The following is a 12,773-nucleotide window of genomic DNA, read 5'->3' as shown; positions in this document are numbered from 1 at the left end:
TCCTAAAATATGACATCTGTCAGTTGAATTCATTTTACTCCCAAAACGGATCGATATATGTTGTAAGTTTCGGCTCGGGAGTGTGTAGGGCTTCAATTTTTATGAGTTCTGAAGAAGTTGCTACCTCCTGGATTTTATTAAACAATACGCGTTCTTCAAAACGAATATGAGCCTGCAATTCCTCTTCAAGCAGGCTCAATGATCGTACAGGGTTCTTCTTATCTTCGAAAAGGCGTTTGATGCTACGGTGCTCTTTTAAGGCACGTTGTACAAGTTCATCATCAGGTTTAAGAATAGGAAAGATATAGTGTTCTTCTGCTTCAAAATGAGGGATGATTTGGTGAATGTAAAACCAAGAACTGAAAGCTGACATTCGTTCTATAGGAATATTTTTGGAAAAACCTCGACGAATCTTCCAGGAATACAATAATCCAAAATGATGTTGGCGACTCAATGGTTGTAAAGCTTTATGCCGTTTAATTGGTTTTAAATCGCCCAAAATTATTCGGTTTTGAGCAATTGAAGCTGTTCTTCCATTTGGATTGCTTTCGGAAATAAAATATTGTTCTCCAAATGAATATGTCTGTGTAGGTCTTCTTCAAATTCCTGAAGCAAGGAAAAGGTTACCCGATAGGTATTACAAGCGTCGGCTGGAGGAGTATAGGTATTACTGAGCTCGCTTATTTCTCTAAACCGATCTCCTTCCGTTTCGTGTTCCTCCATCATTTTCTGAATTGGGTTTTCAATGCTTCCAAAATGTCCTTGAGTAAAGCGAATTCCTGTTGTAGCTGCCAAAGTCATTTTTCGTACCGCTGGAAAGAGAATCAGCTCCTCTCTTTTCATATGCGCTGCCAATTCACCTGCCGAACTTTTAAAATAATCTGTAATTGTGAATAATTCGGGATGTTCGCTTCCATGGACTTTGCATAATTTATCCAAGTATTGTTTTAAGACAGGAATTTTTGCCTCCACATACCGATGATGTGTTTTCTCAATATAATCGGCAAGAAGATCCAATGGCCATGACTTGAAATCAATTACCTCATCATTTTTATGCTGTTGTATTGATTCAATTTCCTGCAAGATACGAGTTGCATCCAGTTTATTCTTTTCAGCAACCTCTTCAATACTTCGATCGCCTTTACAGCAAAAATCAATTTTGTAGTTCTTGAATATTTGTGCAGTTCTATAGTCTTCTGCAACGATTTGTCCAATTGTTTTTTCTAATACATTTTCCATACGTTTTACTCTTTTATCTGTGTTATTTTGAAATTTTGTCTTGTTATATGGTTGCTTCGGAAATGGCTCTAATTTTAAAAAGACTTTTTCCGTAGCTAAAAAGACAAGCCGCTTTGATTATCTCCATAACCACGTAATAAAAATGTAGGTTTGATGGAGGAAGTGATTGTTTAAGGATAGCCATTTCGGCTCGATGATCTAGTGCTGGTAACAACCATAATGTTTGTAATAAAAGCAATAGGCAAGGGATTACTAAAAAAATAAGTTGTCTTTGGATTACGGTCTGTTTGTAATAAAGTAGCCCACCTAAAATACTCAGTAAAAGAACCCATTCTACCTTATTTAATGCATTAAACACCAAGCGACCAATTCCTAAGCCTAGTTCTAGAGTTATTCCTGGGGCGCGAAATTTTAACCAAGCTTCCATAAAACTAATGGTGCCCAAAAAACCAAGCCATAAAAAAACAGAAGCCAGAACCAACGGTTGCTGACGAGCTATAGTGAGCTGTTGCATCTTATAATCTTTGACACAAAATTAGGATTTACAGGCAGGCTATTTTATGATATAAATCATAAACACGGGATATTTAGTTTTTAATAAATACTGACTCATAAATTATAACTCGGACTGAGATAGCAGAATGTGACTTATTTAATTTCACACAGTATCCCTAAAGGATTATTGTACTTACTTTTAAGATGTTACTTACACAGGTATTTTATCTCCAGAATCGTTTACTGGCTTCCCGTTCCAAGGCTTCCCGATGATCTGGATGCGCAATGGAAATAAGGGCTTTTGCTCTTTGCTCCAGCCCTTTTCCGAAAAGATTTACAACGCCATATTCAGTTACCACATAATGTACGTGTGCCCTTGTAGTTGTAACACTTGCCCCTTCTTTAAGAAAGGGTGTGATTTTGGACACCCCTTTATTGGTTACCGAAGGCATTGCTATAATGGGTTTCCCCCCCTCTGAAAGTGATGCTCCACGAATAAAATCCATCTGCCCACCAACCCCTGAATATTGATAGGCTCCAATTGAATCTGCACACACCTGTCCAGTAAGATCAATCTCAATAGCACTATTAATAGCCGTTACTTTTGGATTCTGCCTAATAATTGCTGTGTCGTTGGTATATCCTGCTTCTTTAAAGTGAAAAATTGGATTATCATCCACAAAATCGTATAACTTTTGAGTTCCCATGGCAAAACAAGTAACAATCTTTCCTGTTTTTATTTTCTTTTCTTCTCCCGTAATTATTCCCTTTTCAACAAGAGGCAAAATACCATCGCTAAACATTTCGGTATGAATACCTAATCGCTTATGGTTTGAAAGGTTATTGAGCACAGCATTTGGAATATTACCAATCCCCATTTGTAAGGTAGCCCCGTCCTCAATAATATTAGCTATATGCTTCCCGATGGTTATCTCGATTGATGTTGGTTCGGTTAGGATCGACGCATGAATTGGGGTGTCGATTTCGACTCCGTAAGTGATATTGCTAATATGTATAACGCCATCACCATGGGTTCTGGGCACTTTTGGATTGATAAGTGCAATTACTTTTTTGGCCGTTTGTATTGCTGGCAAGGTAATATCTACCGAAACGCCCAGCGAACAATACCCATGCTTATCGGGTGGGGAAACTTGAATAAATGCAACATCTAGAGGTAGAATATTTTTTCTAAACAACCAATGTATCTCACTTAAAAATACAGGGATGTAATCTCCTCTATGCGATGCAATACCTTCTCGAACGTTACTTCCAACAAAACAACTGCTAAGCTGAAACGCGTTGGAATAAGGCGCCCGTGTATACATGGCATCTCCATGGGTATGGATTTGGATGATCTCAACATTTTCGAGTTCATTATAGCGTCTGCATAATGTATCTATTAAGAGATTTGGGGTCATGGCAGCCCCCTGAAAAAAAATTCGATTGTTAGATTTAACAACTGAAATAGCCTCTTGTGGTGTGACTAATTGTAAAGATTTTGACATATTCTGAATTTACAATTTAAATTATACTGAAACTTTTATGACCGAAATCAGATCCTCGATAATAGCGACTCCTTCGTCATTATTATACCATATTTGAAGCGCTTTTTTAAAATCTGCATCCAGTTGTCCGTGAAGTTTCTTATAATCGTTCACCAATTGAGTAGCTCTGGAAGATCGCGGCCCCCAGGTATCTATAACATGGTTGTTACTGTCTAGAATAATTAATTTGGGAATAGACTGTGACCCATTCGTGAGAAAAGAATTCATTAACTCCTCATTTTCATCACGAAGAACTAATTTTAGATTTATATTTTCATTGAGAGCGGCAATTTTATTTAAAAACGGAAGCGTTTGGGCAGCGTCTCCACACCAGGTTTCAGTAATCACCAACCATGTTTGAGGCGTATTCAATTCTTTAAAAATTGCTATTGCACTATCTGAAAGTATTACTGTTTTATCTAGCCTCTTTGTCCTACTCCAATTAAGTTTGGTAAAATCGATTTTCTCCCGACTTTGCTCATTACCCGTAGTTCTTTCCTCTTTAACCAATTGTTTAAAAAGTAGTTTATATTCGGGATACGAAATCGCCTTATGTACATATTCTTTACTATCAATTTTCATATTTTATTTTTGAAATATTCTTTTTCCATCGCCAAAAATAGAAGAATCTTAATGGCCTATCTATGATTTTTATCAGTATCAGAATTTGCATTAGAAGGAGAAGCCTCCGTTGTAATTCTAAAAATCCTTTCGCATCACTTTCCGTTTCATAAAGAAGAGAGGTGCAATTACCCAACATAGTAATACAACCAGCGCAGTAAAAAAGCCCCACTGGTTGCCAAAAAATTTCTGAAATACAGCTCCAGTATAACCAAGAAGTGCCGAAATATCAAGCTTTAGTAATATTAAAACCCGAGACAAATCTATTGGGTTGAGCATGGTGCCAATGAGGGATACATTTTCTAAAGGGTATTCTTCAAAAGCGATAAGACTGAGTAGAAAGAGTCCGTCGTAGATAACTGCCATACATAGCCATAGCATTATTGCATAACCAAATCCTTTTATTTTATTTTCATTGTAAAGGGCTATCGTGTAAGCAAACGCTGTAAAAATAAAGGTGAGAAAAACACCTACAACCAAGAGTAAACCGAAATCCCAAATGGCTGCGGATTTAAAAACTCCGTAGGCTAAAAAAGGAATGCCTAAACCTAATAATAAACTTAAAGATAAGGAGGATGCGACACCAAAATACTGGCCTAAAAATATGGTAGAACGCTTCATGGGATGGGACAAAAGCAGTGTGGTAAATTCCTTAGAATTATAATAGTACATTACGCCAAACACCGTCCCTATTAAAGGTACTAAAACGATGACTACATTTAGCAATGTGATGACTGCTTTTGAAAGGTCATTATTTAGAAAAAGCAAGACGAACCCTAAGAGTAGGTAGAATATAAAATAGACATAACTCCACCGGCTTCTAAGTAAATCGTAACAACTGTATTTTAGTATTTTAATCATAACTATGTTGTAATAAAGATGCAATGGCGTGCTCAAAATCTTGTTGCTCCGTCTTCTGTTTTAATGCTGAAATACTGCCTTTGTAATATATTTTTCCTTCCAATAGAAATACAATATCTCTGGTTACAGCTTCTACAAAACTCATACTATGCGATGTAATCAGTATGGTCTTCTTTTTTTCTTTTTCAGAAGCAATTAGCTCTTTTAATTGTATAAGTGATACTGGGTCTAACCCTGTGGTAGGCTCATCTAAAATAAGTAACGGACTATCAAACATAAAGGTCAAAACGATGTTTACTTTTTGAGTAGTTCCTCCTGAGAGGTTGCTTAATTTTTTTGATAAAAAGGGTTCCAATTGAAACATGGTAATAAGCTCCAATTCTCTTGACGCAGTGCCACCTCGTATATCCTTAATCATTTTGATTAATTCCTTGACCGTAAGATTTCCAGGAAAATGAGCGATTTGTGGTAAGTAATCTATTTCGCGTCTATAGTTCCACGCTTTTTTAATGGAATTTTCTTTAACTAAAATGGTTCCTTTATTAGGCAAAACCATTCCTAAAATAGCTTTGATTAAGGTCGTTTTTCCAGAACCATTAGGACCTAAAATTGCAAATACCTCCCCTTCGGAAATTTCCAAATCTACTCCTGAGAGCACTTCGTTTTTACCAAACTTCTTATAAAGTTGTTGTACACTAATCATAGGGTAAGGCTTTCATTAATGGTTGGGCATCCAGCAGATAATCTGGCGTGAATACAGGTGAAACTTTTTCAGAAAAATCGATGATATCGATAAACAGGCTTCGCATTAAAATGATGGTTTCGGGAGTTCTGTTCACGATATAGGAAAATAGTTTTACGGGCCTGTAAGGAACATCACCAATGCCATCTTTATCTAAGTCATAACCTGTGTAACTGCTCCAGTAATTATTTTTGAAAACATTGTCGTTTAATCGGCTGTTATATGAAATATCAAATGAGTTGTATAAAAAATTATTTCTTTTAAAAACATTCGTATAACAAGCTCCAAGTACTTTTATAGCATACCCATTGCTGATGAAGTTGTTGTTTTTGTACTCAATTCTGTTAGAACCTTCAATATGAATACCTACGGTGTTTTCTTTGAAGGTATTACCGCTAATTTCGGCATCGTTAATCTCCTTTAGTAACAGTCCGAATGCTGCAGTTCCCCAGTTTTTGTGAAAGGTATTGTTGCGCATTATAATACGTTTCGAAAACATGACCGCCACTCCAGCTCCATTATTCTCGAACGTATTATTGGTATACACATCGTCGTTAGAAAACATAAAATGCAAACCATACCTTAAATTTTCTGTGCTTACGTTATCGTGTATGGTTATAAAATCTGAAAATTCCAGATAAATCCCATCCCTTACTTTTTGTACAATATTACGTTCTACCACTACATTTTTGCAGTACCAAAGTTGAATACCGTTACCCGAGTTATATTCGTCCTGCGCATCGCCAATTATCTTGTTGTGATATACTTTTCCATTGTTTGATTTTTCGAGATAAATTCCGAAGAATAACTTTTCCAGAACAACATTCTGAATTAAAAAATTTTCACTCCTCACTACTCGTATGGCAGCGTGATCACTGGTATAACTTGTGCCAACATTAATGATAAATAACCCATCTATAGTAACCCCATCTGAAACAATGCGAATAATTTCGCCTTTATCTTCTCCGTCTAGTATTGGGTAGTTTTCACCTTTAATAGTTAGTGGTTTGTCTACTACAATGTTGTACTCTTTATACGTTCCTTTTTTTACTAAAATGGTATCGCAGGCTTTAGCTATCTCGATGGCCTGCTTTAGTGAATTATAATCGCAGGAAGTGCATACGGTTATAGTTTCAGCGAAAGCGAGCTGCGTCAAAAAACCAGTAAGTAGGAAGATCCATTTATGTAAAATCATTGCTTTTAACGTGTTGTGCTAGAATTATCTTTCTAAATGGTTTTTAAGTGTTTCCCAGGTATATAATTCCCCGCCTTTTTCAATCTGCATTTTTACTGCACTTTCCTTTGTTTTAAATGCCGTAAGATTTGCTCCCATTGGACTTGGCATTTTTTCGCTTATTAAGAATGTCGCTTCTTTAGTTGGAATAAGTGCTGTTGGCGTTTCGTAGTAATTAGTAAGCAAGCTACGTGCAGAAAGTTCTTCATTGGCCATTATATAATTGAGCATACATTCTGTTGCATCAAATTTGAATACTTTTCCTTTATCTGTAATTAATTCGGCTCCGTGTATTTTATCTATGATAGTCATTTTACAAGAGTGGCAACCGTCGTTTCCGTAGTCTATCGATTTTGGTCCTGTGGTACAGCTAGCCATTAAAAACAGGGCTATTGTCACAAAACAAAATTTGCTTACTATTTTCATGATTTTATATTTTTTGAACGTTTGCCTACCAAAAAAGCAACGAGTGTTAGTACCATTCCTACGCCCATTAAATAACCGCCTAGTCTTGGATAAGAATATGCATCGAAATTGAGCATTTTTTGATGTCCTAATAATGGTGGTTTATAACTCATAGGAGTACCATCTGGATTTTGTAATTTCATGATGGCCTTAGGATCAAGGTTTGTCCCATAATCTAGCATCCAGAGATTAAAATCATACATTCCTAGTATGCCTAACAAGGTCATTACAACAAGCCAACCTAGAAACCATTGATAACCTACGTTACCAAAAAACCCTAACACACCTATAAGTACACCTAATGCTGCCATGGTGCCTATTACTATCGGAAAAACAGTAAATTCCCACATATCCTTTGGTTTAGGAATGGTTTTCATCCCTATGTAATGGTTGAGCCCATCAATATTTTGAATGTCAAATTCGTTCATTCCCTGAATGCCATCTATGTAGATATTCATCCCCAAAGGTTCAGGATATTGTGGCGCACCTAGCATAATATTCCATAACGGAAATTTGAACAAGCCTAATAAGAGCAAAGAGCCAATAATCATTAACAAGGATGCCTTTTTCATTTGTTTTGAATAAGAGTTAAAAAGACGGGAGCAGTCGATCAACTCCCGTCCTTAGTATTAGAATCAAAAACACTAACCAGTAAGACGCTAATACTTTTTATGTGTTAATCTTCGCCTAAAGACCAACTTAATTCAATAGTTGAATTTGCAGGTGAAACTCTAACATACCCTTGCATTTCTTGATGCAAAGCAGAACAGAAATCTGTACAGTAGAACGGCCACACACCTACTTTTTTAGGTTCCCAAACAGATGTTTTTGTCTGTCCCGGCATTACCAGTAACTCTGAGGTATTTTGTCCTATCATCGCAAACCCATGCGGTACATCAAAATCTTGCTCGTGATTTGTGATATGGAAAAACACCTTATCGCCAACTTTCACCCCTTCTATATTATCTGGTGTAAAGTGACTACGTATGGTTGACATGTAGATATGCACTTCTTTTCCTTTCCGCTCTACTCTAGCCTGATCTGGACTCGTCACGGCATACGGGTGTTTATTTTCATCTAGTCTATAGATTTTCTTAGCTTTTGATGCTAATAACTCGGCCGGAATACCAGCAGCGTAGTGTGGCTCTCCGTGCGTAGGGAAATCATAAAGTAGTTCCATTTTTTCGCCAGAAATATCATAGATCTGTGCGGAGTGTTCCATCTCGGGACCTACAGGTAAATATCTATCCTTTGTAATTTTATTTAACGCTACTACATATTTACCAAAAGGTTTTCTTGAATTACCACCTGGAATCATCAAGTGACCTACGGAGTAATAAGTAGGTTTTCTATCAATAACTTCCCAAGTACCTAGTTTCCATTTTACAACTTCCGAAGAAATAAAGAAGGTGGTGTATGCATTTCCTTTTCCATCAAACTCTGTGTGTAACGGGCCCAATCCACCGCTTTTTACAGTTCCAGCTAGGACATCTTCAAACTTTAAAATTGGAATTCCGTAGGCTTCACCATCAAACTTTTCACCTTCAATAGCAGCAATCATATTGTCAAAAGAGTGAACGGTAAGATCGGCAGACAGTTTACCATTACCAATAATATATTCACCAGAAGGGTCAACATCACAACCATGAGGTGATTTAGGCGTAGGTAGGAAGAATACAGCGCCAGGCACCTCAAGTGGATTCACGGTAAGAACTTCTTTTTTCATCGTGCTGGTAGCTGTATGGGTAGCTTCATCATAGATATTATGTGCATAATTTGCCGGTACTTTAGTTCCACCACCATTGTTCACATACTCCTCCACTTTTTTCCAGTTTATTGCTGCAATAAAATCTTTATCATTCTGAGATGAATTAACTTCCTGTAAGGTGTTAGCTTCCTCAGTATTGTATGTGGTAAAAAAGAACCAACCGTGTGATTTACCACGTCCTGGATGAGAAAGATCGTAGTTAAAACCAGGCATTATTATTTGGAACTTAATATCCATATGGCCGTGTTCGGGATCGACACTTATAAACGATAGTGCTCCTTGAAAGTTACCTTTATACTCATTAATGGGCATATCCCGTTGTGGAATAGGAACTGAGAATCGAGTACCTGCTACTACATATTCCGTATTTTCAGTAACAAAAGAAGAACTATGATTCCCTGCACTGTTAGGCACTTCTATAATTTCTTCAGTCTCAAAGGTGGTTAAACTAATTCTCGCGATTCTGGGGGTATTATTCCCGTTAATAAAAATCCAGCGACCGTCCAGCTCTCCATTTGTTTGCGAAATATCTGGATGGTGAGAATCGTCCCAGGGCACAAATCCGTGAGAAGTCTCTAACATAGGTTTGGTCTCTTCAGAATAGCCATAACCAGAGGTTGGGAATTGTGAGAATACAGGAATTTCCTTAAACATTCTACCAGAAGGCAAGCCATACACAGTCAAGTTACCGCTATAACCGCCGGACATAAATGCGTAAAATTCGTCGTGTTCCCCTGGCGCAACATATACTTTTTCTGCCGCGCTAGAATTTAATGCCCCACTCGATTTAGTACCACCATTGTTGTTACCACAACCTGTAAGGAATAGTAGTGCGCCACATAGTGATAGGAGTTGAAATTTATATTTTTTCATTTTTTTAGATTTTAGTTGTTTTCCTACTTATTGTTAATTTGATTCTGGTAAAATCACTTTGTCTACAACGTGCACGATACCGTTACCTGCTTTTACACTCCCTATAATTTTTGCACCACCTACATATACATCATCACCTTTCACTTCTACGGTAGCGTTGGTATCATCTGCCTGACCTAGCTTTTTAAAGTTCTTTAAAAAGTCTTTATCATAGTTTCCAGCGGTTACGTGATGCTTTAAAATAGTTGCCAGTTTCTGCTTGTTTTCTGGTTTTAAGAGTTCTTCTACGGTTCCCGCAGGCAACGCCTCAAAAGCTTCATTGGTTGGAGCAAACACCATGAGAGGCCCTGCATTTACCAAGACATTCTCAAGATCTGCGGCCTGGACAGCAGCCACTAACGTTGTGTGGTCTGGAGAGTTTATTGCTATTTGTAGCACATTGGGTGTTGAAACATCTCCTTCGATAAAAGCCTGCCCCTGCTGTTTAGAGGATATGGTTTTCGCTTCTGTAGATGTAGAAGTTACCGCAGTATTTGTTTCATTTTTGCAACCGAATATGAGTAGAACGGAGCTAAGCATTCCAATTAAAAATTTTAAATTATATGGTTTCATGGTCTATTATTTTAAGGTTCGGAAGTATTCTAAGATATCACGCGCTTGCGCTTCAGTCATATTTTGGTTTGCCATTGCAGCACCGTTAAATTCGACTAACAAATCCTTTGCACATTGATCTTCTTCTGCCATCAATTTGGGATCTAAAATCATATTCATAATCCATTCTGGACTTCTACGCTCCATAATTCCCGAAGGTGAAGGACCTATAAACCGTTTTCCAATTTTATGACAGGCCGTACAGTTGGTTTTAAAAAGGGCAGCACCTCTTTCCACCATGGCTTGGTCTATTGTTGGATTGAGTTCTAGATTTTTAATTTTCCCCACCCCTTTATTATCCAGCGTAATTCTTTTTGAAGCAGGAACTTCATCAGATACAGGGGTTTCTACTTTCGTTTCTACATTTGGTTTTTGACCAAGTTTAATTTGTTCTTTCTCTTTTTTCTCATCATTTCCGCCGCAACTAATGATAAGACTAGAAAAGACTACGAGTACTAATTTTAATCTGGTTTTCATATTGGTTTGATTTAAATACTCCACAAATTTAGGAGGCAAAACTCTCATAGAATATGACAAATATCATATCGCCAACACCCTGAAAATATAATCCTGAGCAGGGTATGACATTTATCATTTCACAAGCTTTTCTTTCTGGATATATTTCGTCTATAAAACCTCAGGAAAAATGAAAAATATTTTATTGCCAACAGATTTTTCAGCAAATTCTATGAATGCCATAGACTACGCAATGCATTTTTTTGAAAATTGGGAATGCAATTTTTATATTCTTAATGTGCAGAAAATTTCAGAATACATTAGTGATGATTTGGTAACAGGTTCTCCTACAGATACTATTTATGAAAGCATTGCCACAGACAACAAAAAATTAATCACGACGCTGGTCAAGAAATTAAGTAAGCAATATAAATCTCAAGCATACACATTCCACGGGTTGTTTGATTATGATGACTTTGTATCTTCCATAGATCAAGCTGTTACATTTCATGCGATAGATCTTATTATTATGGGAAGTAATGGTGCAACCGGAGCAAAAGAGATGATTTTTGGCAGTAATACATTGCAAGTTATTAGAAACATAGATTGTCCTACCTTAATCATACCAGAGCAGTATAGCTATTCTAGTATAAAAAGCGCGCTCTTCTCTACAGAACATTGTGAGGATTTTTCTTTTAGAGGAATTAAAGTTTTCAAAGAAATGCTAGATATGCATCAATGTGAGCTGAATGTTTTAGAGCTTGATGCTACTACAATTAGTTCCCGCAGAGAGGAAACTACATGCTTACGAGCGCTATTTCCGGAACATCCCTACACTTACTTTTGCCTGAATACCATCCCTGGATTGATTGCGGTAAATACGGCAACACAACTGTTGAAAGTAGATATTCACGCCGCGTTTATTGAAAAAGAAACATTTTTGGAACGATTGTTATTTGGCTCAGAATCTTCGCAACTAGCCCACGGAACCCTCATACCTTTGTTGTTCTTACATCGCTAAGATTACGAATGCTCCTTAATTGAATGTTTCCCTGCATTTGCTTGCAGTAAAGGGAATTTCAATTGGCTTTGCGCTGTAGATTCGTACTTTTATTTTTTAAGTAATACTAGTTTATTTTCTTCTAAATTTTTAAAAAGTACGGTGATGTAGCTGCTAATGTTTCGGTTTACTTTATTGGCATCTACCACTTCAATTTCTCCACTCCATAAGAGCTCGCGCTCTTTACCAGGACAAATGCAGTATAATGAAGTCTCTGTAGTGTAGACTTGATAGCGTTCTTGTTGCTCTTTAAAATAAAGATGCTGATTACCATAGTAGTAATCTTCAAAAGTTGGATAGTTATTAGAAAAATCCCGGTAGGCATTAACGACGCTTACTCGGCTTTCTCTCCCTGTGATTTTGGTAAAGAGAACCGTATCAAAACCTGCTTCTACTAGTTGGTTTTCGATTGTATTAAGTTGTACCAAGGATTTTTTATTATCCGTAAAAGATTTCTCAAAAAAGTCTATACTCTTTACAGCTATCACACCTTTTTTGTCTAACGCTTCAGTCATTTTTTTCTCATAAGCGCGACGAAGATCTTTGTCTGCTGAAATACCAACAACGAGTACTTTATTTGCCTCAAAATTGATGGCATCTGGATTTTTATACTGTTGGACTAGTTTTGCGGAGCTGCAACCCGCTATAATAATGGCTAGTACTACTACAATTGATATCGGTTTCATTTGGCTTATTTTTTAAAAGTAGTGTTGATTGTTTCTTTAGCTATATTTTTCATTACTGGGGTTGTTATAAAAGTTTTT

The 12,773-nt window shown here is 37.0% G+C and carries 15 protein-coding genes; 1 reads left to right on the top strand and 14 read right to left on the bottom strand.

The window, feature by feature from the left end:
- Positions 1–34 precede the first annotated feature (34 nt).
- The 13 genes from ACQ2HF_RS08880 to ACQ2HF_RS08820 form a co-directional block, all read right to left on the bottom strand.
- The gene (locus ACQ2HF_RS08880) at positions 35–499 is read right to left on the bottom strand and encodes a hemerythrin domain-containing protein (protein ID WP_432410077.1); all 465 of its coding nucleotides are present in this window, start codon (positions 497–499) and stop codon (positions 35–37) included.
- A gap of 2 nt (positions 500–501) precedes the next feature.
- Positions 502–1,239, bottom strand: coding sequence for an iron-sulfur cluster repair di-iron protein (ric, locus tag ACQ2HF_RS08875; RefSeq protein ID WP_432410076.1), 738 nt, complete (start codon positions 1,237–1,239; stop codon positions 502–504).
- Between the two features lie 43 nt (positions 1,240–1,282).
- A complete protein-coding gene (locus ACQ2HF_RS08870) occupies positions 1,283–1,753 on the bottom strand; it encodes a hypothetical protein (RefSeq protein ID WP_432410075.1) in 471 nt (156 codons plus the stop codon).
- A gap of 205 nt (positions 1,754–1,958) precedes the next feature.
- Entirely contained in the window at positions 1,959–3,239 is a 1,281-nt protein-coding gene (locus ACQ2HF_RS08865) for an acetyl-CoA hydrolase/transferase family protein (protein WP_432410074.1), read from the bottom strand.
- A 21-nt stretch (positions 3,240–3,260) separates the two neighbouring features.
- A complete protein-coding gene (locus ACQ2HF_RS08860; RefSeq protein ID WP_432410073.1) occupies positions 3,261–3,860 on the bottom strand; it encodes a thioredoxin family protein in 600 nt (199 codons plus the stop codon).
- A 117-nt stretch (positions 3,861–3,977) separates the two neighbouring features.
- Complete coding sequence (locus tag ACQ2HF_RS08855) at positions 3,978–4,760, bottom strand: ABC transporter permease (protein WP_432410072.1); 783 nt, start codon at positions 4,758–4,760, stop codon at positions 3,978–3,980.
- Positions 4,753–5,463 (bottom strand): ABC transporter ATP-binding protein, encoded by a 711-nt coding sequence (locus tag ACQ2HF_RS08850; protein WP_432410071.1) that lies wholly within the window; start codon positions 5,461–5,463, stop codon positions 4,753–4,755. The genes ACQ2HF_RS08855 and ACQ2HF_RS08850 overlap by 8 nt, the downstream gene beginning before the upstream one ends.
- Entirely contained in the window at positions 5,456–6,697 is a 1,242-nt protein-coding gene (locus ACQ2HF_RS08845) for a nitrous oxide reductase family maturation protein NosD (RefSeq protein WP_432410070.1), read from the bottom strand. The genes ACQ2HF_RS08850 and ACQ2HF_RS08845 overlap by 8 nt, the downstream gene beginning before the upstream one ends.
- Before the next feature lie 24 nt (positions 6,698–6,721).
- Entirely contained in the window at positions 6,722–7,162 is a 441-nt protein-coding gene (locus ACQ2HF_RS08840; protein WP_432410069.1) for a nitrous oxide reductase accessory protein NosL, read from the bottom strand.
- On the bottom strand, positions 7,159–7,773 hold the full coding sequence (locus tag ACQ2HF_RS08835) for a hypothetical protein (RefSeq protein ID WP_432410068.1): 615 nt from the start codon (positions 7,771–7,773) through the stop codon (positions 7,159–7,161). The genes ACQ2HF_RS08840 and ACQ2HF_RS08835 overlap by 4 nt, the downstream gene beginning before the upstream one ends.
- Before the next feature lie 104 nt (positions 7,774–7,877).
- Positions 7,878–9,842, bottom strand: a complete 1,965-nt coding sequence (gene nosZ, locus ACQ2HF_RS08830; RefSeq protein WP_432410067.1) for a Sec-dependent nitrous-oxide reductase — start codon at positions 9,840–9,842, stop codon at positions 7,878–7,880.
- 33 nt (positions 9,843–9,875) lie between these two features.
- Positions 9,876–10,454, bottom strand: a complete 579-nt coding sequence (locus ACQ2HF_RS08825; protein ID WP_432410066.1) for a fasciclin domain-containing protein — start codon at positions 10,452–10,454, stop codon at positions 9,876–9,878.
- A gap of 6 nt (positions 10,455–10,460) precedes the next feature.
- On the bottom strand, positions 10,461–10,970 hold the full coding sequence (locus tag ACQ2HF_RS08820; RefSeq protein ID WP_432410065.1) for a c-type cytochrome: 510 nt from the start codon (positions 10,968–10,970) through the stop codon (positions 10,461–10,463).
- Between the two features lie 169 nt (positions 10,971–11,139).
- On the opposite strand from ACQ2HF_RS08820, the gene ACQ2HF_RS08815 reads away from it, so the two are divergent.
- Entirely contained in the window at positions 11,140–11,970 is an 831-nt protein-coding gene (locus ACQ2HF_RS08815) for a universal stress protein (protein ID WP_432410064.1), read from the top strand.
- 89 nt (positions 11,971–12,059) lie between these two features.
- Here the strand turns inward: ACQ2HF_RS08815 and ACQ2HF_RS08810 are convergent, their stop codons facing one another.
- Entirely contained in the window at positions 12,060–12,695 is a 636-nt protein-coding gene (locus tag ACQ2HF_RS08810) for a hypothetical protein (RefSeq protein ID WP_432410063.1), read from the bottom strand.
- Positions 12,696–12,773 lie beyond the last annotated feature (78 nt).

The organism is Rasiella sp. SM2506 (assembly GCF_050859505.1).
In the GTDB taxonomy this organism is placed as follows: domain Bacteria; phylum Bacteroidota; class Bacteroidia; order Flavobacteriales; family Flavobacteriaceae; genus Marinirhabdus.
This window is presented reverse-complemented; position numbering and strand designations above follow the sequence as displayed.